The sequence below is a fragment of the Kaistella chaponensis genome (assembly GCF_900156725.1).
GTDB classification, from domain to species: domain Bacteria; phylum Bacteroidota; class Bacteroidia; order Flavobacteriales; family Weeksellaceae; genus Kaistella; species Kaistella chaponensis.
Map to the genome: position 1 here is coordinate 103,146 of NZ_FTOI01000002.1, position 23,838 is coordinate 126,983.

Below are 23,838 nucleotides of genomic sequence, written 5' to 3' on the forward strand. Positions count from 1 at the left end.
ATGGGACAAAAAACAAATCCAATAGGCAACAGATTGGGAATCATCAGAGGATGGGATTCTAATTGGTATGGCGGAAAAGATTATGGAGATAGAATCGCTGAAGATTTTAAAATCCGAAGATACCTTGAAGCTCGTTTATCAAAAGGAGGGATTTCAAGAATTTATATTGAAAGAACTTTAAAACTAGTTACAATTACAATTACTACAGCTAGACCGGGTTTAATCATCGGTAAAGGTGGTCAGGAAGTTGATAAATTGAAAGAAGAATTGAAAAAATTGACAGATAAAGATATCCAGATCAATATTTTCGAAATCAAAAGACCTGAACTTGACGCGGTTTTAGTTGCAGACAGCATCGCAAAACAAATCGAGAACAGAATATCTTACAGAAGAGCAGTGAAAATGTCTATCCAAAGTACCATGAGAATGGGTGCTGAAGGAATCAAAGTTCAAATCTCAGGTAGATTAAACGGAGCAGAGATGGCAAGAAGCGAAAACTTCAAAGACGGAAGAATACCTTTGTCAACTTTTAGAGCAGATATCGATTATCATATCGGTGAAGCTTTAACTCAGTACGGTAAATTAGGTGTGAAAGTTTGGATTATGAAAGGTGAAGTTTACGGTAAACGTGATTTGATGCCATTAGTAGGACAACAGAAAAAAGGAGCACCTGCAGGAAGAGGAGATCGTAACGACAGAAATGATCGTGGCGAAAGAGGCGACAGACCAGACAGAAGACCAAGAGATAGAAAATAATTACAAAATTTTAGAGGCCAGTTTTAAATGACCGTTACTTTTTTAAAATCTAAAATCTAAAATCTAAAATTTAAGAAATTATGTTACAACCAAAAAGAACAAAATTCCGTAAAGTTCATAAGATGAAAATGAAGGGGATTGCTCAAAGAGGCAGTCAACTTGCTTACGGAACTTTCGGGATCAAAGCGAACGAAGGTGCTTGGATCACTGCAAGACAAATTGAAGCGGCGCGTATTGCGGCGACAAGATATATGAAAAGAGAAGGTCAATTATGGATCAAAGTATTCCCGGATAAGCCGATTACCAAAAAACCAGCCGAAGTAAGGATGGGGAAAGGAAAAGGCGCCGTAGAATATTGGGTATCTGTAGTAAAACCTGGTAAAATAATGTTCGAAGTAGGAGGTGTTCCTTATGAAGTAGCAAAAGAAGCTTTGCGTCTTGCTGCTCAGAAACTTCCTGTAACTACAAAATTTGTAGTGGCGAATGATTTTGTTCAACCTCAATAATCTGAATTATTATGAAAATAGCTGATATCAAAAATCTAAGCGCAGGAGATATTCAAAACAAATTAACTGAAGTAAAAGCAGATTTCAACAAGTTGAAAATGTCTCACAGCATCAGTCCAATTGAAAATCCTATTCAAATCAGAGACATGAGAAAAACAATCGCACGTCTGGAGACCGAACTAACACTAAAACAACAATAAGAATTTCATTTTACCATGGATAGAAATTTAAGAAAAGAAAGAATCGGAATTGTTTCCAGCAATAAAATGGAAAAGACCATTGTTGTAAGTGAAACCACGAGAGTAAAGCACCCGATGTACGGTAAATTCGTTTTGAAAACGAAAAAATATACCGCTCATGATGAGAACAACGAGTGTACTGAAGGCGATACTGTAATGATTACAGAAACAAGACCTTTAAGTAAAAGTAAAAGATGGAGATTAGTACGAATCATTGAAAAAGCTAAGTAATGTTACAAACCGAATCAAGAATAAAAGTTGCTGATAACACAGGTGCCAAAGAAGTACTGGTTATTAGAGTTCTAGGAGGAACTAGAAGAAGATATGCTTCAGTTGGTGATAAAGTCGTAGTTACTATCAAAGATTCTGCACCACAAGGACAAGCGAAAAAAGGAACTGTTTCTAAAGCAGTTGTAGTAAGAACTAAAAAAGCAGTACGTAGAAAAGATGGTTCATACATCAAATTCGATGACAATGCTTGCGTTCTTTTAAATGCTGCAGGTGAAATGAGAGGAACACGTGTTTTCGGACCTGTTGCACGTGAACTAAGAGACAAAGAATACATGAAAGTTATTTCATTAGCTCCTGAAGTACTTTAATTTTAAAATTTACAAAAATGACAAAGTTAAAAATCAAAAGAGGAGATAACGTAATCATCACTACCGGAAAAAAAGAAATTAAAGGTAAAAAAGGTGAGGTTATAGAAGTGATCAGAAAAGAAGGCAAAGACGCTAGAGTAATCGTAGCAGGTTTAAATATTGTTAAAAAACATACCAAACCTTCTGCAGGTAATCCACAAGGCGGAATTGTAGAGAAAGAAGCATCCATCCATATTTCAAATGTTATGCTTATCGACAAAAACGGTAAGACAACAAAAACAGGATCTAAGGTTGAAGGTGATAAAAAAGTAAGAGTTGCTAAAACAACCGGTGAAACTTTATAATTAAAAAGACGATGGAATATATAGTAAGACCAAAACAACAATATAAAGAAAAAATTGTTCCTGCAATGATGGAAGAATTTGGGTACAAATCTGTAATGCAGGTTCCTAAATTACTTAAAATCGTTGTATCACAAGGTTTAGGAGCTGCTTCTGCTGATAAGAAAATTATTGACTATGCAGTAGAAGAACTTACAATGATCACTGGTCAAAAAGCAGTAGGAACTATTTCTAAAAAAGACGAAGCTGCCTTCAAATTAAGAAAAGGAATGCCAATTGGTGCAAGGGTAACCTTGAGATCGAACCAAATGTATGAGTTTTTAGACCGATTAGCTTCTTCAGCTTTACCACGAATTCGTGATTTCAACGGAATCAAAGCTGATGGGTTCGACGGAAGAGGAAATTACAATTTAGGAATCACTGAGCAAATCATTTTTCCTGAAATCGTAATCGACAAAGTAAAAAAAATCCAAGGGATGGACATTACTTTCGTAACTTCAGCGAAAACTGATAAAGAAGCGAAATCATTATTAACTCACTTCGGTTTACCTTTCAAAAAGAACTAAAAGATGGCTAAAGAATCAATGAAAGCGCGTGAGCGCAAAAGAGAAGCTACAGTAGCAAAATATGCTGAGAAAAGAAAAGCTTTGAAAGAAGCTAATGATTATCTTGGTTTACAAAAATTGCCGAAAGATGCTTCACCAGTAAGACTACACAACAGATGTAAATTAACTGGAAGACCAAGAGGTTACATGAGAACATTCGGTCTTTCAAGAGTAACTTTCAGAGAAATGGCCAACAATGGTCTTATCCCGGGAGTGAAAAAAGCTAGTTGGTAACAAATTTAGAACAATCGAGATAGTAAAGTTGATTATCAGATAAAAGAAAAAAGAGTAAAGAGAAAAGATGCAAGTCTTGGCTCTTTGTTCTTGGATCTTGCTTCTCTTTTCAAAACTAACTATCACAAACCAATAATTTAAAATAGAAAAATGGTAACAGATCCAATTTCAGATTTCCTAACCAGAGTAAGGAACGCACAAAGCGCAGGCCACAAAGTGGTGGATATTCCTGCATCGAAAATCAAAAAGGAGATTACAAAAATTTTGTTTGACCAAGGTTTTATCTTGAACTACAAGTTCGAGGAAAACGCTGTTCAAGGAAATATCAAAATCGCTTTAAAGTACGACAAAGTAACCAACAAACCTGTAATCAAAAGCATTCAAAGAGCTTCAAGACCAGGCTTAAGACAATACAAAGGTAGCGCAGAGCTTCCAAGAGTATTGAACGGTTTGGGTATCGCTATTATCTCAACTTCAAGAGGAGTAATGACAGATAAAAAAGCACGTCAGGAAAAAGTTGGTGGAGAAGTAATCTGCTATGTTTATTAATTTTTAATCAAAGGAAAATGTCAAGAATTGGTAAATCAATTATAGAAATTCCTGCTAATGTTACCGTAACCGAGAGTAACGGATTGGTAACTGTGAAAGGACCGAAAGGAGAACTTACACAGCAGTTAGAAGAAGGGATCACTCTAAAACAAGAAGACGGAATCTTAACTTTAGACCGACCTTCTGAATCAAAACAACACAAAGCATTACACGGTCTTTACAGAGCGTTAATCAACAATATGGTTTTAGGAACTTCCGAAGGGTGGACCAAAAAACTAGAACTAGTAGGAGTAGGATACAGAGCATCTAATCAAGGAAACAAATTAGAGTTAGCTTTAGGATTCTCACACGGGATCGTATTAGATTTACCGAAAGAGATCGTGGTAGAAACTTTATCTGAAAAAGGTAAAAACCCTATCATTACCCTAACATCATTCGACAAACAATTATTAGGAATGGTTTCTGCGAAGATCAGATCTTTCAGAAAACCAGAACCATATAAAGGAAAAGGGGTGAGATTCGTAGGAGAAATTGTAAGACGTAAAGCTGGTAAATCTGCTTAATTTTAAAACTTAAGAACATGGCACTAAGCAAAGTACAAAAAAGAAATAGAATTAAAAGAAGAGTAAGAGGAAAAATCTCTGGCTCTGCTGAATTACCAAGATTATCAGTTTACAAAAGCAATAAAGAAATTTACGCGCAATTGATCGATGATAAAGATGGTAAAACATTAGCCTCAGCTTCATCGAGAGCGTTGACTGCTAAAGGAAATAAAGTAGAAATCTCTGCAGAAGTTGGTAAAGCAATCGCTGAAAAAGCTAAAGCTGCAGGAATTGAAAAAATAGTGTTCGACAGAAACGGATTTGTATATCATGGTAGAGTGAAAGCTTTAGCTGATGGTGCAAGAGAAGGCGGACTAAAATTCTAATCATTAAATTTCGGAAATATGTTAGGACTAGATAATATAGAAAAAGTAAAACCGGGAGGATTAGAACTTAAAGATCGTCTCGTTTCAGTAAACAGAGTTACCAAAGTAACCAAAGGAGGTAGAGCTTTCGGGTTTTCTGCAATCGTGGTTGTAGGTGACGAAGCTGGAACCGTAGGTTTCGGATTGGGAAAATCTAAAGAAGTTGCTTCTGCTATTGCAAAAGCAGTAGAAGATGCTAAGAAAAATTTAGTAAAAGTTCCTGTTGTTAATCATACCATTCCTCACCAAACTTCCGCTCGTTACGGTGGTGCAGATATCTTCTTGAGACCTGCAACTCACGGTACCGGTGTAATCGCAGGTGGTACAGTACGTATGGTAGTTGAAGCTGCTGGAATTAAAGATATTCTTTCAAAATCTAAAGGATCATCAAACCCACATAACGTTGTGAAAGCTACTTTCAAAGCATTATTGGACATCAGAAGACCTGAAGAAATTGCTAAATTGAGAGGTATTTCATTAGATAAAGTGTTTAACGGTTAATATAAAACAATGGCAAAAATTCAAGTAAAACAAGTAAAAAGCGCTATTGGTAGAACCAAAACTCAAAAGAGAACGCTCGAAGCATTAGGATTAAAAAAACTTCACCAAATCGTTGAACATGACGACTCGCCTGCAATTCTTGGAATGGTAAGAGCGGTAAGTCACCTCGTAGAAGTTCAAAAATAAAAGAAAAATAGAAGAGAGATAAGGGATTTCAAACGAAGTCTCTTATCTTCAATCTTTTAATCTCAAATCTAAATTAAAATGAATTTAAATAATATTAGACCCGCAGCGGGTTCTACGCACAGCACGAAAAGAATCGGTAGAGGACAAGGTAGTGGTAAAGGAGGTACAGCTGGGAAAGGTCACAATGGTCAGCAAGCTAGAGCAGGTTATTCGCAAAAAATCGGTTTTGAAGGGGGACAAATGCCTTTACAAAGAAGATTGCCTAAATTTGGTTTCACCAACGTAAATAGAAAAGAGTACAGAGCGATCAACATCGATACCATTCAAGTTCTTGCTGATACCAAAAATATCACTGAATTTACTCAAGAAGTATTGGTACAAAACGGATTAGCGAAGAAAAACGAAATCGTAAAGATTTTGGGAAGAGGAGAATTAAAATCAGGTGTTTCAATCTCTGCTCACAAATTCACAAAATCTGCTGAAGAAGCAATTGCTAAAGCAGGCGGTAAAGCGATTACTCTATAATTACGACCATGAAAGAATTTATACAAACACTAAAAAACATTTGGAGTCTTAAGGAATTGAGGGATAAAATACTTTTTACCCTCGGTATCATCCTCGTGTATAGATTCGCATCTTATATTTCTTTACCTGCAATTAATATGGCAGAAGTAGGAAATCTTTTGGACATTTACAAACAGCAAGGAGGCAACAAGCAAGGAGCAGGACTTCTTGGCTTGCTTTCTTCGTTTACAGGGGGTGCATTCTCCAGAGCTTCAATTATGGCGCTCGGAATCATGCCTTATATTTCTGCTTCCATTATTGTGCAATTAATGGGTATGGCAATTCCATACCTTCAAAAATTGCAGAAAGATGGCGAAAGTGGTAGAAATACTTTGAACCAAATTACAAGATGGTTAACAATTGCAGTATGTTTGGTACAAGCTCCTTCTTACCTTACTTCGATTACCCAAATGTTTTTGCCGCATGCACAGTTTGCTTCTGCATATTTTGTACATCCGGAATCAATTATGTTTTGGTTACCTAGTATTGTAATCCTGGTAGCAGGTTCCGTATTCGCAATGTGGTTAGGAGAAAAAATTACAGATAAAGGGATCGGAAACGGGATTTCTATATTAATTATGGTCGGTATCCTTGCAGATCTACCCGGAGCATTCATTCAAGAAATTGCTACACAAACCGGAAAAGGAGGCTTTGGAACGATTATGATTCTTATTGAAGTTTTATTTTGGATGCTGGTTGTTTTACTCGCAATTGTTTTATCAGTTGCTGTACGTAAAATTCCAATTCAATACGTAAGTAGAGCTCAAGCAAGAGGCGGAGTAACTAAAAATTTAATGCAAGGCGCTAGACAGTGGATTCCCCTTAAAGTAAATGCTGCAGGTGTAATGCCGATTATTTTTGCTCAAGCCTTAATGTTTGTACCTGGACTTTTAACGAAAGTTGACGAGTCAAATACTTTTTTAGCAGGTTTCAAAAATGTTTTCAGCTGGCAGTACAACGTACTCTTTGCGATATTAATTATCATCTTCTCTTTTTTCTATACAGCAATTACGATTCCTGTGAATCAAATGGCAGATGACTTGAAGAGAAACGGTGGACTTATACCAAAGGTGAGACCCGGAAAAGAAACAGCTGATTATCTGGATGATATCCTCTCAAAAATAACTTTGCCAGGTTCAATGTTTTTAGCTATCTTTGCAATCCTTCCGGCAATAGTGCACGGAGCGTTTGTTCAGACGGATAGATTTGCTCTTTTCTTCGGTGGAACATCACTATTAATCATGGTTGGTGTGATACTGGATACGATTCAGCAGATCAATACCTACTTATTAAACCATCATTATGATGGCTTGATGCAGTCGAAATTATCCAGAACAAGCAACAATCTGTAAATAATAAATGGCTAAACAAAAACATATTGAACAAGACGGCGTAATTACGGAAGCACTTTCGAATGCGCAGTTTCGGGTAGAATTAGAAAATGGGCATGTTCTCATCGCTCACATTTCTGGTAAAATGCGAATGCATTACATTAAACTTTTACCTGGTGATAAGGTAAAATTAGAACTTTCTCCTTACGATTTATCGAAAGGCAGAATCACCTTCAGATATTAATTTCAAGTAATATTGAATTTAAATATAAACGGGAACTTGTAGAATTGCAAAATTCTATTGAAGTTCTAAATTTAAACAAAATGGGAATGATTCCGTAAGATCTCATTTAACCGTTGTAAAATTAAAAAAGAAAAGTAACGAATGAAAGTTAGAGCATCTATCAAAAAAAGAAGTGCTGATTGCAAGATTGTTCGCCGGAAAGGCGTTCTATTTGTGATCAACAAGAAGAACCCAAAATTTAAACAAAGACAAGGCTAAAATTAAATTATGGCGAGAATTTCCGGTATTGATTTACCAAAGAACAAAAGAGGCGTTATCGGCTTAACATACATTTTCGGAGTAGGAAGAAGTACTTCTTCTAAAATCCTTAAAGCTGCCGGTATCAGCGAAGACAAGAAAGTCAACGAATGGAATGACGATGAATTGGCATTGATCAGAACCTACATCACCGACAACGTTAAAGTAGAAGGTGAATTGCGTACTGAAACTTCAACCAACATCAAGCGATTGATGGATATTGGTTGCCAACGAGGAATACGTCACAGACTTGGATTACCTTTAAGAGGACAAAGAACTAAAAATAATTCTAGAACCCGAAAAGGAAAACGAAAAACTGTTGCTAACAAGAAAAAAGCAAGTAAATAATCGGTAAGAATTATGGCAAAACAGACAAAAACAGTTAAAAAAAGAAAAGTTAAAGTAGAAGCGATTGGTGAAGCACATATCCAAGCGACTTTTAACAATATCATTATTTCTTTAACAAATAAAAACGGAGAAGTAATCTCTTGGGCATCTGCCGGAAAAATGGGATTCAGAGGTTCTAAAAAGAATACTCCCTTCGCAGCACAAATGGCTGCAGAAAATTGCTCTACGGTAGCTCACGATGCTGGACTACGCAGAGTAAAGGTTTACGTGAAAGGTCCTGGTGCAGGTAGAGAATCTGCAATTAGAACTATTCACAATTCAGGAATTGAAGTTAGTGAAATCGTTGACGTGACTCCTATGCCACATAACGGATGTAGACCACCAAAAAGAAGAAGAGTATAACAAAGAATTTGAATTTGATATTTTTAGTTTGATATTCATTGAATCTCAAATCTCAAATCTCAAATCTCACATCTCAAATCTAAAGAAATATGGCAAGATATATTGGACCTAAAACGAAAATTGCAAGAAAATTTGGTGCTGCAATTTACGGAGACGACAAAAACTTCGAGAAAAGAAAGAACCAACCACCAGGACAACATGGTGTGAACAAAAGAAGAGGATCTAAGAAATCCGAGTACGCTGTTCAGTTAATGGAAAAGCAGAAAGCTAAATATACTTATGGTATTTTAGAAAGACAATTTGCAAACTTATACGAAAAAGCCAACCGAGCAAAAGGGGTTACTGGTGAAGTTTTATTGCAATTGTGTGAGTCAAGATTAGACAATGTAGTGTACAGATTCGGGTTTGCAAAAACCAGAGCTGGTGCAAGACAATTGGTTTCTCACAGACACATCACCGTAAATGGAGAATTAGTAAACATCCCTTCTTACACACTGAAAGCTGGAGACGTTGTAGCAATCAGAGAGAAATCAAAATCTTTGGAAGTTATTGCTAATTCATTGGCATACAAATCCAATTATGAGTGGTTACAATTCAACGACGAAACTAAACAAGGTACTTTCATCGCAGCTCCGGAGAGAATTCAAATCCCGGAAGACTTGAAAGAACAGTTGATCGTCGAACTTTACTCTAAATAATAATTTTTTCAAATTTTTGCTCAACCCAAATTATATGGCAATTTTAACATTTATTAAACCCGATAAAGTAATCCTTCTAAACTCCGATGATTTCAAAGGTCAATTTGAATTCAGACCATTGGAGCCAGGTTTTGGTCTTACAATCGGTAATGCTTTGAGAAGAGTATTGCTTTCTTCTCTAGAAGGATATGCTATTTCCTCTATCAAAATAGAAGGCGTAGAGCACGAATTTTCAACAATTCCGGGTGTTATAGAAGACGTTACAGAAATCATTCTGAATCTTAAACAGTTGAGACTTAAAGCGAAAACTGATACTGCTTCTGCAGAGACTGTTTCTGCAAGTGTTTCCGGACAAACTACCGTTACTGCTGGAGATTTAGGAAAATCAATTCAAGGTTTTGAAATTTTGAACCCAGAGTTGATCATCTGTAATCTTAACAAGGATGTGAAATTTGAAATTACATTCAACGTAGATAAAGGAAGAGGTTATGTTCCTTCGGATCAAAACAAAACGAACAATGCTGCCATTGGTACCATTGCTATCGACTCTATCTTTACGCCGATCAAAAAAGTGCAGTACAGTGTTGAAAATTATCGTGTCGAGCAAAAAACAGACTACGAAAAACTCGTGTTAGATATTGAGACTGATGGTTCCATCTCTCCTCAAAATGCTTTAACTGAAGCTTCTAAGATATTAATTTATCACTTCATGTTGTTCTCCGACGAGAGAATTACCTTGGAAACTGAAGCCGTAAAAGCATCTATTCAATACGATGAAGAAACTTTACATACAAGACAACTCCTTAAATCTAAATTAACAGATATGGACTTGTCCGTAAGAGCACTCAACTGCTTAAAAGCTGCTGAAGTAGAAACTTTAGGAGAACTGGTTTCTTACACGAAGTCTGATTTGATGAAATTCCGAAATTTCGGTAAAAAATCATTAACAGAATTAGAAGAATTAGTGCATGCAAAAGGTCTTAACTTCGGTTTCGACGTTGCGAAATATAAATTAGACGCTGACAAATAACAAACAATGAGACACGGTAAAAAATTCAATCACTTATCTAGAACTGCTTCACACAGAAGTGCGATGCTTTCTAATATGGCTTGTTCTCTTATTGAGCATAAAAGAATCAACACTACTGTTGCCAAAGCAAAAGCTTTGAGAGTGTACGTAGAACCTATCCTTACAAAATCGAAAGAAGATACTACACACAACAGAAGAACAGTTTTCTCTTACTTGCAAAGCAAAGAAGCAGTTACTGAATTATTCAGAACAGTTGCTCCTAAAATCGCAGGAAGACCCGGTGGTTACACAAGAATCATCAAAACTGGATTCAGACAGGGCGATGCTGCCGATATGGCAATGATCGAACTTGTAGATTTCAATGAGCTTTACAATCCGAACGCTGAAGAGAAAAAAGTAACAAGAAGAAGCAGAAGAACAGCTCCAAAAGCTGAAGCAGCTGTTGCTGAAGTTAAAGAAGCTCCAAAAGCAGAAGCAAAAACTGAAGAACCAACTGCAGAAGCTGCAGATTCTAAAGAAGAAAACGCTGCTGAGTAAGCAACATTTTCACGATCATAAAAAATCATCCAAATCTTTTTGGGTGATTTTTTTTTGCAAAAAATACCCCTTTTGCGTTATTGATAAATTATAAATCATCTTGTAGATTTGTCTTATTGTTAATGATCATACCAATACAATCTTATTTTCAATTAATTTTTAATTTAAATCTAAAAGCTATGAAAAAATTATTAATGTTTTTATCCGTTTTATTTCTGATGAGTTTTGTGGTTGTGAGTTGCGAGAGAGATGATGAAGACGACAATCCCGAAGTAGAAGAAGTTGTAAGGAATAACTCAAGCATTATTCCAGCACAATCCCTGGGACGCGACAACGTGAGATTAGGTGCGCTCAATGTTAATTCCAGAACGGTCGAACTTGGCGTTTATGACCACGGAACGATTGATGGCGATATTATTTCGCTCTATGTGAACGGTCAATTGGTTCTAGACAAATACACTTTGAAAGGACCGGGTGAAATTAAAAAAGTAAATGTTACCCTTGATTATACGGGTTACAACTACATTCTGATGTTCGCACACAACGAGGGTTCTATTCCGCCAAATACTTGTACACTCACCGTAAAAGATGCATCAGCAACCAAAAGCTTCGTGTTGGAATCCAACCTTGCAACCAATGGTGCAGTTGATGTTGTAGTGGATTAAAGAATTAACTAATGCTAAAAAAAATGCCTTTCTTTGAACAGAAAGGCATTTTTTATTGGTTAAAGAATTAGCAGATGTTTTATTGAACTCTCGCTTTTTTCAAGATAATCACGTTGTCTCCCTGTGTAATCTTTATGGTATCAGTTTTTGATAAAATTTCAAAATCGTAATTGCCATAAATGATTCCTTCAGAAGTTTGCTTTTTCTGTTTTGCTGAGATCGTTTTATTATTGCTTCGAATACTGATCGATTTTTCGTTATCGGTGGTTTTAAAAGTGACCAATGCCGATGAACCATCATCTGCAACATAACGGTCTGTAAACTCATTAGTAGTGTTTTTTATGTCCTTTTCCACATTTCCCAAACTGTCTTTTGGAAGTTTTTCTGCAGATTCATTCTCCTGTTTGATAATTCCGGGATTTCCCTCGGTATTTTTACTACAACTAAAAGTTATTGCAAGCACAGCACTCAATATAATTACAAAGGTCTTTTTCATGGATGATCTTTTTGTCTTTAATCCAAATTTAATGATAAGTTTTGAAATTCTCAATATTGCAGTAGAATTAACTAAAATTTAACTCAAACCATACTAAAATCATGATAGAAATCCGAGGCAATCATTGAATTTTAACTAAATTTGTAACCACTAATAAAACTAAAAATATATACAATGAGTTACATTTCTTACATTGAAGCCAGACAGATTTTAGATTCCCGAGGAAACCCTACAATCGAAGTTGATGTGTTTACTGAAAGTGGAGCAATGGGTCGTGCTGCAGTACCTTCCGGAGCTTCTACTGGCGAACATGAAGCCATGGAACTGCGCGATGGTGAAAAAGAGTTTGGCGGTAAAGGAGTATTAAAAGCCGTAGAAAATGTAAGAGAAGTAATTTCTCCGGAATTAGTAGGATTACCTGTTTGGGATCAGAACTTTATCGATCAGATAATGATTGATTTGGATGGTACAGCGAATAAATCAAATCTTGGTGCAAATGCAATTTTAGGAGTTTCTCTTGCTGCTGCAAAAGCGGCGGCTACTGAACTAAGAATGCCATTGTACAAGTATATTGGAGGTGTTAATGCAAATACGCTTCCTGTTCCAATGATGAATGTAATTAATGGCGGTTCACATTCCGATGCGCCGATTGCGTTTCAGGAATTTATGATTATGCCGGTGAAAGCAGAATCCTTTTCTGATTCGTTAAGAAAAGGTACTGAAATTTTCCACAGTTTAAAATCAATTTTACACGGTAGAGGTCTATCTACAGCAGTTGGTGATGAAGGTGGTTTTGCCCCGAAATTTAAAGGAACTGAAGATGCTTTAGATACCCTTTCACAAGCAGTTGAAAAGGCAGGTTACAAAGTCGGAGACGATATCATGTTCGCTCTAGACTGTGCTGCTTCTGAATTTTATAAAGATGGCATTTACAATTATACCAAATTCGAAACACCAGATTCTGCTCAATTCAACAGAAGCGAACAAGTAAATTACTTAGCAGATTTAGCTGCGAAATATCCAATTATTTCCATTGAAGACGGTATGCACGAGGACGATTGGGAAGGTTGGAAAATGCTTACTGATAAAATTGGAGATCGCGTGCAATTGGTAGGAGATGATTTATTTGTAACCAATGTAGAAAGACTTTCCAGAGGAATTAAGGAAGGTATTGCAAATTCAATTCTAGTAAAAGTAAACCAAATCGGTACGCTTTCTGAAACAATGGATGCCGTTCAAATGGCGCAACATAACCGTTACACCTCTGTAATGTCACACAGATCCGGAGAAACTGAAGATGCTACCATCGCAGATTTAGCAGTTGCCATGAACTGCGGACAAATCAAAACCGGTTCCGCTTCACGTTCAGACAGAATGGCAAAATACAACCAGCTTTTAAGAATCGAAGAAGCTTTAGGGGAGACCGCAATTTTCCCTGGGTTAGATGCATTCAAAATAAAACGATAATAGATAATATTTATCAAAAATCAAATAAAAACGTTTGTGGCTTTCTCTTAATATTCATAAATTAGTAAAAAATAAATTAAAATGTCAGATAACAAAGTTATATTAAACTATGATGGTAAAGCCTTTGAGTATCCTATCATAGAAAGTACAATCGGTGATAGAGGAATCGATATATCAAAACTAAGAGACCAAACTGGATTAATTACTTTAGACTTAGGGTACAAAAATACAGGGGCAACTTTAAGCGATATTACCTATTTAGATGGTGACAATGGCGAATTATATTACAGAGGATATCCTATCGAGCAAATTGCTGAGAAATCTAACTTTACAGAGGTTATTTACCTTTTGTTAAATGGCAGCTTGCCAACTGCAGATCAATTTTCAGGGTTCGAAAAAGGAATCAAAAAATACAATTTCGTGGCCGACGAAATGAAAAGATTAGTCGACGTTTTCCCTCGCTCAGCGCATCCGATGGGAGTTTTGTCTTCGTTAACTTCTGCCTTAACTGCTTTTAACCCAAAAGCTGTTGATGTATCCTCCAAAGAAGATATGGATCACGCTGCAGAAATGCTCGTTGCCAAATTTTCTCATCTTTGCGCGTGGACTTACCGCAAAAAAATGGGACTTTCCATCAATCATGGCGATGACAGTTTGAATTATGTAGAAAATTTCTACAAAATGTGTTTCCGTCGTCCAAACCAAGAATTTCATTTAGATCCAGTGGTTGTTGGAGCTTTAGATAAATTGTTAATCCTTCACGCTGATCACGAGCAAAACTGTTCTACATCAACAGTAAGAATGGTTGGTTCTGCTCACACTGGATTATTTGCTTCGGTGTCTGCAGGAATTTCTGCACTTTGGGGACCACTTCATGGTGGCGCCAATCAAGCAGTTATAGAGATGCTCGAAATGATCGAAAAAGATGGTGGAGACGTTGCTAAATATGTTGAAAAAGCTAAAAATAAAGACGATAACTTCCGTTTAATGGGATTCGGACACAGAGTTTACAAAAACTTCGACCCAAGAGCTCGTATCATTAAAAAAGCAGCCGATGATATTTTTGCAGCTTTAGGAATTGAAGACAAAGCCTTAGATATCGCATTACAACTAGAAAAAGTAGCTCTAGAAGATGAGTATTTCATCGAAAGAAAACTCTATCCAAACGTAGATTTCTATTCCGGAATTATTTACCGCGCTTTAGGAATCCCAACAGAAATGTTTACCGTAATGTTCGCTTTAGGACGTTTACCAGGATGGATTTCTCAATGGAAAGAAATGCGTTTGCATAACGATCCAATCGGAAGACCAAGACAAATTTATCAAGGCTCACCAAAACGTGATTACGTTGACATGAACCAAAGATAATTTCTAAAAATACCTACAAAATCCCTTTCAATTAAGTTTGAGAGGGATTTTTTATTTATTGGGCGCCTTTCCCGATAGTTATCGGGACCACCTTCCACTCCCGCTTTTTTGCCTTCAAAAATTCGTAAATAATTGGAATATTTAGGTTGGCAAAAAGAGCTCCGTTCAAGTTGGGGCGCAGATTCCGCATCAAAACAAAATTTTAGCAAAATTGAAAATTTCTGTATCTTAACCGCTAGAAAATAGTTAAATTTTCTAATCTAAATGAAGATGTTCTCAAATAGAAAAACCTTCAAATAAAATTTAGATGAATGTTAAAAAAATAAATTTTGCTCAAAAATGAAACTAAAAAATTACATATACGGAGAATGGATCGAAGGATCAGGAAATGAAGTTCCACTTTATAACGCTGTAAATGGGGAACTTGTTGCAATTTCTGATACAGGTGGGATCAATTTTGAAGAAGTTTTAGATTTCGGAAGAACCGTTGGATACAAAAATTTAGCCTCCATGACTTTCTATGACCGAGGTGAAATGTTGAAAAAAGTAGCTTTGTATTTATTAGAAAGAAAAAAAAAATATTACGATTTATCCTACAAAACCGGTGCAACTCACGCAGATTCTTGGGTCGATATTGAAGGAGGTTTCGGAACTTTTTTTACGTATTCAGGTTTGGCAAAAAGAATGTTGCCCAATACACCTTTTTGGGTCGATGGTGATACTCAGAAACTTTCAGCGAATGGAACTTTTTTAGGAACTCATATTTTAACGCCAAGTGAAGGCGTTTCTGTACAAATTAATGCTTACAACTTTCCGGTTTGGGGAATGTTAGAGAAATTATCAACCTCACTTTTGGCAGGAGTACCTAGTATTGTAAAGCCTGCAACACCGGGATCCTATTTAACCAACGCTGTTTTTCAGGATATGATCGAAAGTGGAATCCTTCCCGAAGGTGCGATACAATTGGTTTGTGGCGAACCAGGAAATATTCTTGATTATGTTCAAGATGGAGATTCTGTCCTTTTTACTGGGTCTGCTTCGACTGGAAAAAAATTGAAATCTTTACCTCAAATTTCGAGCAATGCAGTCCGCTTTAATATGGAAGCCGATTCGCTTAACTGTTCAATCCTCGGTCGCGACGCAAAACCCGGAACACCAGAATTTGACTTGTTCATCAAAGAAGTCCGTACCGAAATGACCACTAAAGCCGGACAGAAATGTACCGCAATCCGAAGAATTATCGTTCCTGAAGATTTTGTAGGGGATGTTCAGAATGCATTAAGCAAAGCATTAGATAATACCAAAATCGGAAATCCTTTGAGCAGGGAAACCAGAATGGGATCCATTGTCGGTAAAAAAGAAATGGCTGTTTTGCAGGATAAAATAGAATTACTGAAACAAGAAACAGAACTCATCTATGATGGAAAACAAGAATTGGTAGATGCTGATTATGAAAATGGCGCGTTTATCACGCCAAAAGTTTTCTATAACGACAAACCATTTGAAAAAAACAGTTCGCACGAAGTCGAAGCTTTTGGTCCGGTTTCTACGATTATGCCTTATAAAGATGCCGAAGAAGCTGCAGCTTTAGCAAAACGCGGAAAAGGAAGTTTGGTTGGTTCCATCATTTCTCACGATGAAAAATTTGTCGCAGAAACTGCCTGGAAAATGGCAACATCACACGGAAGAATTTTTGTTTTGAACCGCGATAATGCGAAAGAATCTACCGGTCACGGTTCGCCTTTACCAACTTTAATGCACGGTGGTCCCGGAAGAGCAGGAGGTGGCGAAGAAATGGGTGGTTTAAATGGGCTTCACTTCTTTTTGCAAAAAACAGCAATACAAGGTTCACCAGATATTTTGACAGCGATCACGAAAATTTATCAACAAGGAGCAACCCAAAATTATTCGGATAAACATCCTTTCAGAAAATATTTCGAAGAAGTGGAAATCGGAGATTCGCTTGAAACCGCCGGAAGAACCGTGACCGATGCAGATATCGTGAATTTTTCTAATGTTTCTTGGGATCATTTTTATGCACACACCGATTCAACTTCTTTGAATGGAACCATCTTCGATAAAACGGTTGCTCATGGATATTTCATCCTATCCGCGGCTGCAGGATTATTTGTTTCCGGAAAAAAAGGTCCTGTTATCGCCAATTATGGATTAGAAAATGCCAATTTTTTCAAACCCGTTTATGCAGGAGATACGATCACGGTTTATTTGACCGCAAAAGAAAGAATCAACAAAGGAGTAAAAGGAAGAAACATTCCGAGTGGTGTGGTAAAATGGTTGGTTGAAGTGGTGAATCAAAGAGAAGAAACCGTTTGTGTCGCCACAATTTTAACTTTAGTGGCAAAAAAATCACCCTTTATTAAAATTGATTACAAAGATTTTGCAAAAAGATTAAACAATTTAACGGAGAAATCTTTACCAAATTGGGGAAGAATGAAAGCTCAGGAAATGTTGGAACATCTAGAAACGACCATGAAATACAGCACCGGAGAATTAGAAACGACAGAATGTAAAACTCCCGCTGAAAATTTAGAAATGTATCAGGATTCGCTTTACAACTTTAGAAAAATGCCAAAAGATTTCCCTGCTCCTTTTTTAGAAGAAGGAAAATTGCCGGAGTTGAAATATAAAAATTTAGAAGAAGCTAAAACTCATTTCATAGAATCGGTGAAGAATTATCTAATTTATTACCGAGAAAATCCAGAAGCTGAGCATTTGCATTTTGTCTTCGGAACTTTAAATAAAGAAATGATGGAATTGTTCCACCAAAAGCATGTGACGCATCATTTTGAGCAGTTTGGTTTGGTGTAATCAATAATATCAACAAGACTTGTTTTGAAGATTATAGCACACGGATCACACGGATTTGCACAGATTTTTTTAATGGTATTAAAGTCTAAATCGAATGACAGAAAATGAGTTGACATACGCAATCCGAAAAGGAATTTTTGCAGTGTATAATACGCTTGGTTCAGGATTATTAGAAAGTGTTTATGAAAAAGCACTTATAATAGAATTGGAAGAACAGGGTTTAACTGTTCAATATCAATATCCAATTTCGGTTTTCTACAAATCAATTGATTTAGGTTTAGGATTTCGTGCAGATATTTTGGTAGAAGAACAAATTATCATTGAAGTTAAGTCGGTTGTTGAACTTGCTCCAATACATCATAAACAATTACTTAACTATTTGAAATTGACAGATCTTCATTTAGGATTGTTGGTGAATTTTAATACAAATGATATACAAAGTAACATTGTAAGAATTATAAACGGATATCGATAAGAAAATCTGTGAAATCTGTGCAAAATAAAATCCACAGATTTAACAGATTTACATAGAAAAATAAAAAATCAGTGAAAAAAACATTCGGCGAAAAAGTAGTTGCGTTTAACAAAAAATTAAAATTTTCCGGAAATCTTCCCGAAGGTTTTGAGGTGATGAATCCTTTTTTTGATAATCCGGAAACGATTAAAGTGATGTCCAAATTTTATCAGAAGTTTTACAATGATTATCATCAAAGAAAATTTGTCATCGGAATCAATCCAAGTCGTCATGGAGCAGGAGTTACAGGAATTCCTTTCACCGATACCAAAAGATTGGAAACCATGTGCGGAATTGAAATGAAAACCGCTCATACGCATGAAATTTCGTCTGTATTTTTCTATGATGTGATTGAAAATTTTGGCGGATCAGAAATTTTTTATAAAAAATTCTACATTAATTCCCTGTTTCCTTTGGCAATTATTCGAAAGACCTTAAAAGGTAATTTAAACGCCAATTATTATGATGATAAAGATCTTTTCGACGCTGTAAAACCCTTTATGATTCAAAGTTTAAAAGATCATATTGATTTAGGTTTAGATACTTCGGAAGTCTTTATTTTAGGAAAAAAGAATGCCACTTTCATTGGTAAAATTAATAGTCAGGAGAAATTTTTCGAGAAAATGACGGTTTTGGAACATCCGAGATACATCCAACAATATAAAATTAAAGAAAAACAATTATACATCGACAAATATTTAATCGCACTAAATAAAGCAATATGAACAACGGATTTGTAAATTCAGAACTTAAAAATAACATTTCAACCATCATTTTCGGAACCCCGAAAAGCAATTCTCTACCCGGAGAAATTTTAGAAAAATTAGCGCAAACCATTTTAGATGAAGGGTCAAAAAAGGAAGTGAAAGCTATTCTTTTAAAATCAGAAGGCGACAAATCATTTTGTGCAGGTGCAAGTTTCGACGAGTTGTTGGAAATTGAAGAACTGGAAAAATCAAAAATATTCTTCGGTGGTTTTGCTAAAGTTTTAAACGCCATGAGATCTTGCGGAAAATTAGTCATTGTAAGAGTTCAGGGAAAAACAACAGGAGGTGGCGTTGGAATTGCTTGTGCCGCAGATTATTGTTTCGCTACAAAAGATTCCGCTTTGGCTTTAACAGAACTGAATTTAGGAATTGGACCTTTCGTAATCGGGCCTTTTGTTGAAAGAAAAGTCGGAAAATCGGCTTATTCAGCGATGTCGATTGATGCAGATTTTCGCAGTGCAGATTGGTGCGAAAAACACGATGTTTATCATTCCGTCTCAGAAAATATTGAAATAATGGATGTTGAAATTAATGCTTTCATGGAAAAATTATCCACCAGAAGTTCAGACGCTTTGGCTTTAATTAAAAAAGTTTCGTGGGAAGGAACCGAACATTTTGAACAATTGATGCCGGAAAGAATTTTGATGAGCGCTTCTTTAATTTTAGAGGATTCTGCCAAAGAAAATATCGGAAAAATTAAAGAAAGACTTCGGGCAAAATAAGGGATCAATGGCAAATTTGAACAAAACCGTCTTAATTCTGGGAGCTAATTCAGATGTTGCCAAACAATGTATTTTGCAATATCTGGAAAGGGGATTTTCGATAATCGCGGCTTCCAGAGATCTCAGTTCTTTAGCAGAATTTGTAAGTGAAAATAAGATTAATTCTTCGAAAATAACCCTTATAGCTTTCGATGCTGCGGATTTTTCTTCCCATCAAAATTTTTATGATGAACTTCCTGTAAAACCCAATATCGTGATTTACGCTGCTGGTTTTTTGGTCGAAAATAAGGATGCGCTTCAGAATTTCGAAAGTGCAAAAAGAATGATGGAGGTGAATTACATGGGCGCAGTTTCTATTCTGAATATTGTTGCGATGGATCAATCCAATAAAAATTTAGAGAGAATTGTTGGTTTATCGTCACTTTCTGGAGTTCGTGGTCGGAAAAGCAATTTCATTTACGGAAGTACGAAATCAGCTTTCACCCAATATTTAGCGGGACTTCGTCAGGAATTATCTTCAAGAAAAATTATCGTTAATGTTTTGGTGAGCGGTTATATTAACACTAAAATTAACGAAGGTTTGGAACTGAATAAAAACCTTTTGATGGAACCGGATTATGTGGCAGAACACATTGTAAACGCAGGAAATTCTTTTTCAATCGTTCCCAATTTTAAGTGGAAAATCATTTACCACATTTTAAAATTATTACCGGAAAGTTTAGTTTCAAAATTACCTTAAAAAAAAGCGGAAAAATTAATCTTCCGCTTCTTTTTTTAGAACTCTTTTGCGATCACGATTTTCGATGTAATCCAAAACCGCATCTTTCGTAGTGAGCCAATTTCTGCCTTCTTTAAATGCATCTATTTTTCCTTTTCTGGCCAATAAACTCACGTATTCTTGCCCATAAGGAACATCGGGTTCATTCACGATATCTGTAATGCTTTGATATTGGTCGTAAGTGTTGTTAAGATTCCCTAAATAAATATCTAGGGTTCGCTCAACTGCTTGTAAAATCAGGAGCACCAATTTAGAATAATCCTGATTATTCGCTTGGTTCAATGCATCGTAATATTTCTTGCGGTCATTTTTTAAAATAATTGCAGGCGGAAAACCACTTTTCATTAAGATTAAATTTAAAAGCAGCCTTGCTGTTCTTCCATTCCCATCAAAAAAGGGATGAATCCAAGCAAATCGATGATGAAAAATAGCTGATCTTATCAAAATATCCACTTCTGAATCGTTTGCAAAATCGATCAGTTCACTCACAAACTCATCAACTTTCAAAGCATTCGGCGGAACGAAATTCGCACCAGAGATCCGAACACCCGAAGTTCTGTATTTTCCAGCAAAATCCTTTTCTATTTTTTGCAAGACAAGATGATGAATACTCAAAATATCTAATTTATTCAGGACATATTCATTTGAAGCAAGGGATTCTACAAATTCGATGGCTTCTTGGTGATTCACGACTTCAAAATGTTCCCGAAGTGATTTTCCTTTAATGGTAAATCCATCTTCGATCACCATTTTTGTTTCTTGAAGTGTTAAAGTATTTCCTTCAATACTATTTGAATTATAAGTCCACTCTATACTCAAACTGTCTTTAATGCTTTTCAAAACATAGCTCGGAATTGGGCGTTTTTTATCCAGTTCACGTTTTTTTTCGTGAATTCTTTCGAGTTGTTTTTCTAAACCTTCAAAGTAATATGGATATACTTGCCACTTCATCCCACAAATGTACTGCTTTTTTTATAAGCTCGTATATACTACTATATTTTTCTATACGATATTAAGATTTTTAGCAGATTTATATTTTTTTAGTTTCTACTGTTTTCTTTTTGCTGCCATTTATAAAACGCAACTGCAATATTAATTTCAAAATAAGAATATTCCTCACCCAATTCTTCTTTGATCGCCTTTAATGATTGAATAGTTTGAGTTTTTGCAATCGCAATTACAGGATCAATTTTGTTTATATCGATTAACTCACTTGGTTTAATTGTTCCTACTTCTACAAAATTCACCAAATGATTTTGAATGGTATTCACAGAGAGATTTCTGATTTTGGCGATATCTTCTACACTGTTACCTTCTTTGAACAATTGAAAAGTTGTAGTGTAAGTTCCCGATTCGTGTTGATTAGCCTTTTTTGGGGCACTTTGTTTTTTAGGTGCTTTTTCGGAAATTTTACTGCTCAAATTATTTTGGTTGCAATAATTTGATATTACATTTACAAATGTTTCTCCGTATTTTTCAATTTTAAAAGCTCCGAAACCGCTTATTTGATTCAATTCTTCTTTTGTAACAGGAAGATAAGTTGCAAGTTCCATTAAAGTTGCATCTGAAAAAATAACATAAGGCGGTACATTTTCTTGCTCAGCTTGCTGTCTTCTCAAAACTCTTAATTCATCAAATAATTCCAGGTTTGCATCGATTTCATTATTGGGATATGAAGTTTCTATTTCTTCTACCGTTACAGCTTTGGCTAGTTCTTTTACTTTTTGAAGGTGTACTTTTTTCTTATTAAATAAAACTTCTTTACTTGCATCTGTCAGTTTTAATACAGAAAATTCTTCATTTGACTCACGCAGAAAATCATTAATGATTAACTGCTTTATAAGATGATGCCAATAGGTTTTATCCGCATTGTTTCCAATTCCATAAGTAGGTAAACTGCGCATATAATCGGTGATTTTCGCTCCTTTTGACCCTCGAAGAAAGTCGATAATCAGGTTTTTTCCGTAGCGTTCTTTCAGGCGAAAAACGGCGCTTAATAATTTTTGAGCATCAATTGTGGCGTCCCAATTTTCAAAATCGCTGAGACAATAGTCGCAGGAATTGCAATTCCCAGGATGAGATTCCCCAAAATATTCCATCAAATACTGTCGCCTACATTTTTGCATCTCTGCAAAGTCGGTCATGTGCTGCAGTTTTTTCAGCATTAAAGTTGATTGCTCCTCGTTGCCTTCGATCATCGCAAATTTTTTCAGTTTCATCACATCTGCATTGGAGTAAAACAAAATCGCCTCACTCGGCAAACCATCTCTTCCGGCTCTCCCAGTTTCCTGGTAATAACTTTCTATGTTTTTCGGAAGATCTGCGTGGATCACAAAACGGACATTGCTCTTGTCGATTCCCATTCCAAAAGCGATCGTTGCGACCATCACTCTAATTTTGTCTTTGATGAAATCATCCTGAACCTTTGCTCTTTCTGTGGAAGAAATTCCAGCGTGATAAAATGCGGCATTCACTCCGTTTTCTTTCAAATTATTCGCCATGTCTTCCGTTCCTTTTCGGGACAAACAGTAGATAATTCCGGAATCATTCGGATGCTCGTTGAGATATTGAACAATGTGATGAAGAACGGATTGTTTCGGCTGCACAAAATATTTAATATTGGCTCTGTCAAAAGAAGAAATCAAAACAGTAGGATTCTGAAGATCTAACTGTTTGATAATGTCTTTTCTCGTAATTTCATCGGCACTTGCAGTTAAAGCAATGATAGGAACTGTGGGAAATTGCCTTTTTAACCCATTTAAAAATAAATAATCCGGACGAAAATCGTGTCCCCAATGCGAAACACAATGTGCTTCATCTACCGCGAATAAAGAAATATGGATGTTTTTCAGCAAGTTTAAAAATGAACCGTTGTCTGCACTCAATTTTTCGGGCGCAACATATAGAAGTTTGAGTTTTCCTTCTTTCAATTGATGAAAAGTTTCATTCTGCTCCACAGGATTCATGGAAGAATTGAGGAAAGCTGCAGAAATTCCATTCGCTCGCAAAGCATCAACTTGATCTTTCATCAAAGCAATCAGGGGAGAAATTACAATCGCAGTTCCTTCCAAAATCAGCGCTGGAACTTGATAACATAACGATTTTCCACCACCAGTTGGCATTAAAACAAACGTATCTTTTTTTGCGATTACATTCTCAACTGCAGTCGCTTGGTTAAGCCTAAAGCTTTCGTACCCAAAATACTGTTGCAATATTTCATGAGATTTTTCCATTGGTCAAAATTTGTGTTGTGGTAAAAGTAGGAATTTCTTACAATGTTCTGATTACACTTTTTGAC

General features: G+C 36.0%; 33 protein-coding genes. 30 read left to right on the top strand and 3 right to left on the bottom strand.

Annotation, left to right across the window (positions count from 1 at the left end; translation table 11 throughout):
- The 23 genes from rpsC (at position 1) to BW932_RS02615 (ending at position 11,599) form a co-directional block, all read left to right on the top strand.
- Positions 1-756, top strand: coding sequence for a 30S ribosomal protein S3 (gene rpsC / locus BW932_RS02505; RefSeq protein WP_076385045.1), 756 nt, complete (start codon positions 1-3; stop codon positions 754-756).
- An 80-nt stretch (positions 757-836) separates the two neighbouring features.
- Entirely contained in the window at positions 837-1,262 is a 426-nt protein-coding gene (gene rplP, locus BW932_RS02510) for a 50S ribosomal protein L16 (RefSeq protein ID WP_076385047.1), read from the top strand.
- Positions 1,263-1,273: 11 nt separating this feature from the next.
- Complete coding sequence (rpmC, locus tag BW932_RS02515) at positions 1,274-1,462, top strand: 50S ribosomal protein L29 (RefSeq protein WP_076385049.1); 189 nt, start codon at positions 1,274-1,276, stop codon at positions 1,460-1,462.
- A 15-nt stretch (positions 1,463-1,477) separates the two neighbouring features.
- Complete coding sequence (gene rpsQ / locus BW932_RS02520; RefSeq protein WP_034718699.1) at positions 1,478-1,732, top strand: 30S ribosomal protein S17; 255 nt, start codon at positions 1,478-1,480, stop codon at positions 1,730-1,732.
- Positions 1,732-2,100, top strand: coding sequence for a 50S ribosomal protein L14 (rplN, locus tag BW932_RS02525; protein WP_039349143.1), 369 nt, complete (start codon positions 1,732-1,734; stop codon positions 2,098-2,100). Before rpsQ ends, rplN begins: the two co-directional genes overlap by 1 nt.
- 17 nt (positions 2,101-2,117) lie before the next feature.
- The gene (gene rplX, locus BW932_RS02530; RefSeq protein WP_076385051.1) at positions 2,118-2,444 is read left to right on the top strand and encodes a 50S ribosomal protein L24; all 327 of its coding nucleotides are present in this window, start codon (positions 2,118-2,120) and stop codon (positions 2,442-2,444) included.
- Positions 2,445-2,455: 11 nt separating this feature from the next.
- Complete coding sequence (rplE, locus tag BW932_RS02535) at positions 2,456-3,007, top strand: 50S ribosomal protein L5 (RefSeq protein ID WP_076385053.1); 552 nt, start codon at positions 2,456-2,458, stop codon at positions 3,005-3,007.
- Positions 3,008-3,010: 3 nt separating this feature from the next.
- Complete coding sequence (gene rpsN, locus BW932_RS02540; protein WP_039349136.1) at positions 3,011-3,280, top strand: 30S ribosomal protein S14; 270 nt, start codon at positions 3,011-3,013, stop codon at positions 3,278-3,280.
- Between the two features lie 150 nt (positions 3,281-3,430).
- Complete coding sequence (gene rpsH / locus BW932_RS02545; RefSeq protein ID WP_076385055.1) at positions 3,431-3,829, top strand: 30S ribosomal protein S8; 399 nt, start codon at positions 3,431-3,433, stop codon at positions 3,827-3,829.
- A 17-nt stretch (positions 3,830-3,846) separates the two neighbouring features.
- A complete protein-coding gene (gene rplF, locus BW932_RS02550; protein WP_076385057.1) occupies positions 3,847-4,392 on the top strand; it encodes a 50S ribosomal protein L6 in 546 nt (181 codons plus the stop codon).
- 17 nt (positions 4,393-4,409) lie between these two features.
- Positions 4,410-4,757 carry a 50S ribosomal protein L18 gene (gene rplR, locus BW932_RS02555; protein ID WP_039349130.1) on the top strand — a complete coding sequence of 116 codons (348 nt, stop codon included), beginning with the start codon at positions 4,410-4,412 and terminating at the stop codon, positions 4,755-4,757.
- A gap of 18 nt (positions 4,758-4,775) precedes the next feature.
- The gene (gene rpsE, locus BW932_RS02560; RefSeq protein WP_039349128.1) at positions 4,776-5,297 is read left to right on the top strand and encodes a 30S ribosomal protein S5; all 522 of its coding nucleotides are present in this window, start codon (positions 4,776-4,778) and stop codon (positions 5,295-5,297) included.
- Between the two features lie 9 nt (positions 5,298-5,306).
- Positions 5,307-5,483 carry a 50S ribosomal protein L30 gene (gene rpmD, locus BW932_RS02565; RefSeq protein ID WP_076385059.1) on the top strand — a complete coding sequence of 59 codons (177 nt, stop codon included), beginning with the start codon at positions 5,307-5,309 and terminating at the stop codon, positions 5,481-5,483.
- A gap of 78 nt (positions 5,484-5,561) precedes the next feature.
- Entirely contained in the window at positions 5,562-6,008 is a 447-nt protein-coding gene (gene rplO, locus BW932_RS02570; RefSeq protein ID WP_076385061.1) for a 50S ribosomal protein L15, read from the top strand.
- An 8-nt stretch (positions 6,009-6,016) separates the two neighbouring features.
- A complete protein-coding gene (gene secY, locus BW932_RS02575; RefSeq protein WP_076385063.1) occupies positions 6,017-7,399 on the top strand; it encodes a preprotein translocase subunit SecY in 1,383 nt (460 codons plus the stop codon).
- 7 nt (positions 7,400-7,406) lie between these two features.
- A complete protein-coding gene (gene infA / locus BW932_RS02580) occupies positions 7,407-7,622 on the top strand; it encodes a translation initiation factor IF-1 (RefSeq protein ID WP_031503426.1) in 216 nt (71 codons plus the stop codon).
- Between the two features lie 141 nt (positions 7,623-7,763).
- Positions 7,764-7,880 carry a 50S ribosomal protein L36 gene (rpmJ, locus tag BW932_RS02585; protein WP_007839480.1) on the top strand — a complete coding sequence of 39 codons (117 nt, stop codon included), beginning with the start codon at positions 7,764-7,766 and terminating at the stop codon, positions 7,878-7,880.
- A 9-nt stretch (positions 7,881-7,889) separates the two neighbouring features.
- Positions 7,890-8,267, top strand: a complete 378-nt coding sequence (gene rpsM / locus BW932_RS02590; protein WP_076385065.1) for a 30S ribosomal protein S13 — start codon at positions 7,890-7,892, stop codon at positions 8,265-8,267.
- A gap of 12 nt (positions 8,268-8,279) precedes the next feature.
- Positions 8,280-8,669: a 30S ribosomal protein S11 gene (gene rpsK, locus BW932_RS02595; RefSeq protein ID WP_076385068.1), complete on the top strand. Its 390-nt coding sequence runs from the start codon at positions 8,280-8,282 to the stop codon at positions 8,667-8,669.
- Between the two features lie 89 nt (positions 8,670-8,758).
- Positions 8,759-9,367 carry a 30S ribosomal protein S4 gene (gene rpsD / locus BW932_RS02600; protein WP_076385070.1) on the top strand — a complete coding sequence of 203 codons (609 nt, stop codon included), beginning with the start codon at positions 8,759-8,761 and terminating at the stop codon, positions 9,365-9,367.
- Between the two features lie 34 nt (positions 9,368-9,401).
- Positions 9,402-10,397 (top strand): DNA-directed RNA polymerase subunit alpha, encoded by a 996-nt coding sequence (locus BW932_RS02605; protein WP_076385072.1) that lies wholly within the window; start codon positions 9,402-9,404, stop codon positions 10,395-10,397.
- Positions 10,398-10,403: 6 nt separating this feature from the next.
- A complete protein-coding gene (gene rplQ / locus BW932_RS02610) occupies positions 10,404-10,934 on the top strand; it encodes a 50S ribosomal protein L17 (RefSeq protein WP_076385074.1) in 531 nt (176 codons plus the stop codon).
- Positions 10,935-11,113: 179 nt separating this feature from the next.
- Positions 11,114-11,599: a hypothetical protein gene (locus BW932_RS02615; RefSeq protein WP_143745491.1), complete on the top strand. Its 486-nt coding sequence runs from the start codon at positions 11,114-11,116 to the stop codon at positions 11,597-11,599.
- Positions 11,600-11,678: 79 nt separating this feature from the next.
- On the opposite strand, the gene BW932_RS02620 is transcribed toward BW932_RS02615, so the two are convergent.
- Positions 11,679-12,095 (bottom strand): hypothetical protein, encoded by a 417-nt coding sequence (locus BW932_RS02620; protein ID WP_076385078.1) that lies wholly within the window; start codon positions 12,093-12,095, stop codon positions 11,679-11,681.
- A 174-nt stretch (positions 12,096-12,269) separates the two neighbouring features.
- On the opposite strand from BW932_RS02620, the gene eno reads away from it, so the two are divergent.
- The 7 genes from eno (at position 12,270) to BW932_RS02655 (ending at position 20,501) form a co-directional block, all read left to right on the top strand.
- Positions 12,270-13,562: a phosphopyruvate hydratase gene (gene eno, locus BW932_RS02625; protein ID WP_076385080.1), complete on the top strand. Its 1,293-nt coding sequence runs from the start codon at positions 12,270-12,272 to the stop codon at positions 13,560-13,562.
- 81 nt (positions 13,563-13,643) lie between these two features.
- A complete protein-coding gene (locus BW932_RS02630; protein WP_076385082.1) occupies positions 13,644-14,930 on the top strand; it encodes a citrate synthase in 1,287 nt (428 codons plus the stop codon).
- A gap of 339 nt (positions 14,931-15,269) precedes the next feature.
- Positions 15,270-17,759, top strand: a complete 2,490-nt coding sequence (gene paaZ / locus BW932_RS02635) for a phenylacetic acid degradation bifunctional protein PaaZ (RefSeq protein WP_076385084.1) — start codon at positions 15,270-15,272, stop codon at positions 17,757-17,759.
- A gap of 94 nt (positions 17,760-17,853) precedes the next feature.
- Positions 17,854-18,234: a GxxExxY protein gene (locus BW932_RS02640; RefSeq protein WP_076385086.1), complete on the top strand. Its 381-nt coding sequence runs from the start codon at positions 17,854-17,856 to the stop codon at positions 18,232-18,234.
- Between the two features lie 71 nt (positions 18,235-18,305).
- Entirely contained in the window at positions 18,306-18,998 is a 693-nt protein-coding gene (locus BW932_RS02645; protein WP_076385088.1) for an SMUG2 DNA glycosylase family protein, read from the top strand.
- A complete protein-coding gene (locus tag BW932_RS02650) occupies positions 18,995-19,762 on the top strand; it encodes an enoyl-CoA hydratase/isomerase family protein (protein WP_076385090.1) in 768 nt (255 codons plus the stop codon). The genes BW932_RS02645 and BW932_RS02650 overlap by 4 nt, the downstream gene beginning before the upstream one ends.
- Before the next feature lie 7 nt (positions 19,763-19,769).
- A complete protein-coding gene (locus BW932_RS02655) occupies positions 19,770-20,501 on the top strand; it encodes an SDR family NAD(P)-dependent oxidoreductase (protein ID WP_076385092.1) in 732 nt (243 codons plus the stop codon).
- 15 nt (positions 20,502-20,516) lie between these two features.
- On the opposite strand, the gene BW932_RS02660 is transcribed toward BW932_RS02655, so the two are convergent.
- The gene (locus BW932_RS02660) at positions 20,517-21,491 is read right to left on the bottom strand and encodes a Fic family protein (RefSeq protein ID WP_076385094.1); all 975 of its coding nucleotides are present in this window, start codon (positions 21,489-21,491) and stop codon (positions 20,517-20,519) included.
- An 89-nt stretch (positions 21,492-21,580) separates the two neighbouring features.
- A complete protein-coding gene (gene recQ, locus BW932_RS02665) occupies positions 21,581-23,773 on the bottom strand; it encodes a DNA helicase RecQ (RefSeq protein WP_076385096.1) in 2,193 nt (730 codons plus the stop codon).
- Between the last annotated feature and the right edge of the window lie 65 nt (positions 23,774-23,838).

Excerpts from the sequence above, each read along its gene's own strand:
- rpsE (WP_039349128.1), top strand. The coding sequence starts at position 4,776 with ATGTTAGGACTAGATAATATAGAAAAAGTAAAACCGGGAGGATTAGAA.
- rplP (WP_076385047.1), top strand. The coding sequence starts at position 837 with ATGTTACAACCAAAAAGAACAAAATTCCGTAAAGTTCATAAGATGAAA.
- BW932_RS02605 (WP_076385072.1), top strand. The coding sequence starts at position 9,402 with ATGGCAATTTTAACATTTATTAAACCCGATAAAGTAATCCTTCTAAAC.
- rpsC (WP_076385045.1), top strand. The coding sequence starts at position 1 with ATGGGACAAAAAACAAATCCAATAGGCAACAGATTGGGAATCATCAGA.
- rpsD (WP_076385070.1), top strand. The coding sequence starts at position 8,759 with ATGGCAAGATATATTGGACCTAAAACGAAAATTGCAAGAAAATTTGGT.
- BW932_RS02650 (WP_076385090.1), top strand. The coding sequence starts at position 18,995 with ATGAACAACGGATTTGTAAATTCAGAACTTAAAAATAACATTTCAACC.
- rplN (WP_039349143.1), top strand. The coding sequence starts at position 1,732 with ATGTTACAAACCGAATCAAGAATAAAAGTTGCTGATAACACAGGTGCC.
- rpmC (WP_076385049.1), top strand. The coding sequence starts at position 1,274 with ATGAAAATAGCTGATATCAAAAATCTAAGCGCAGGAGATATTCAAAAC.
- eno (WP_076385080.1), top strand. The coding sequence starts at position 12,270 with ATGAGTTACATTTCTTACATTGAAGCCAGACAGATTTTAGATTCCCGA.
- rpmJ (WP_007839480.1), top strand. The coding sequence starts at position 7,764 with ATGAAAGTTAGAGCATCTATCAAAAAAAGAAGTGCTGATTGCAAGATT.
- BW932_RS02630 (WP_076385082.1), top strand. The coding sequence starts at position 13,644 with ATGTCAGATAACAAAGTTATATTAAACTATGATGGTAAAGCCTTTGAG.
- BW932_RS02640 (WP_076385086.1), top strand. The coding sequence starts at position 17,854 with ATGACAGAAAATGAGTTGACATACGCAATCCGAAAAGGAATTTTTGCA.
- rplE (WP_076385053.1), top strand. The coding sequence starts at position 2,456 with ATGGAATATATAGTAAGACCAAAACAACAATATAAAGAAAAAATTGTT.
- secY (WP_076385063.1), top strand. The coding sequence starts at position 6,017 with ATGAAAGAATTTATACAAACACTAAAAAACATTTGGAGTCTTAAGGAA.
- BW932_RS02615 (WP_143745491.1), top strand. The coding sequence starts at position 11,114 with ATGAAAAAATTATTAATGTTTTTATCCGTTTTATTTCTGATGAGTTTT.
- rpmD (WP_076385059.1), top strand. The coding sequence starts at position 5,307 with ATGGCAAAAATTCAAGTAAAACAAGTAAAAAGCGCTATTGGTAGAACC.
- rplF (WP_076385057.1), top strand. The coding sequence starts at position 3,847 with ATGTCAAGAATTGGTAAATCAATTATAGAAATTCCTGCTAATGTTACC.
- paaZ (WP_076385084.1), top strand. The coding sequence starts at position 15,270 with ATGAAACTAAAAAATTACATATACGGAGAATGGATCGAAGGATCAGGA.
- rplX (WP_076385051.1), top strand. The coding sequence starts at position 2,118 with ATGACAAAGTTAAAAATCAAAAGAGGAGATAACGTAATCATCACTACC.
- rplR (WP_039349130.1), top strand. The coding sequence starts at position 4,410 with ATGGCACTAAGCAAAGTACAAAAAAGAAATAGAATTAAAAGAAGAGTA.
- rpsM (WP_076385065.1), top strand. The coding sequence starts at position 7,890 with ATGGCGAGAATTTCCGGTATTGATTTACCAAAGAACAAAAGAGGCGTT.
- infA (WP_031503426.1), top strand. The coding sequence starts at position 7,407 with ATGGCTAAACAAAAACATATTGAACAAGACGGCGTAATTACGGAAGCA.
- recQ (WP_076385096.1), bottom strand. The coding sequence starts at position 23,773 with ATGGAAAAATCTCATGAAATATTGCAACAGTATTTTGGGTACGAAAGC.
- rplO (WP_076385061.1), top strand. The coding sequence starts at position 5,562 with ATGAATTTAAATAATATTAGACCCGCAGCGGGTTCTACGCACAGCACG.
- rpsN (WP_039349136.1), top strand. The coding sequence starts at position 3,011 with ATGGCTAAAGAATCAATGAAAGCGCGTGAGCGCAAAAGAGAAGCTACA.
- rplQ (WP_076385074.1), top strand. The coding sequence starts at position 10,404 with ATGAGACACGGTAAAAAATTCAATCACTTATCTAGAACTGCTTCACAC.
- rpsH (WP_076385055.1), top strand. The coding sequence starts at position 3,431 with ATGGTAACAGATCCAATTTCAGATTTCCTAACCAGAGTAAGGAACGCA.
- BW932_RS02655 (WP_076385092.1), top strand. The coding sequence starts at position 19,770 with ATGGCAAATTTGAACAAAACCGTCTTAATTCTGGGAGCTAATTCAGAT.
- BW932_RS02620 (WP_076385078.1), bottom strand. The coding sequence starts at position 12,095 with ATGAAAAAGACCTTTGTAATTATATTGAGTGCTGTGCTTGCAATAACT.
- rpsK (WP_076385068.1), top strand. The coding sequence starts at position 8,280 with ATGGCAAAACAGACAAAAACAGTTAAAAAAAGAAAAGTTAAAGTAGAA.
- BW932_RS02660 (WP_076385094.1), bottom strand. The coding sequence starts at position 21,491 with ATGAAGTGGCAAGTATATCCATATTACTTTGAAGGTTTAGAAAAACAA.
- rpsQ (WP_034718699.1), top strand. The coding sequence starts at position 1,478 with ATGGATAGAAATTTAAGAAAAGAAAGAATCGGAATTGTTTCCAGCAAT.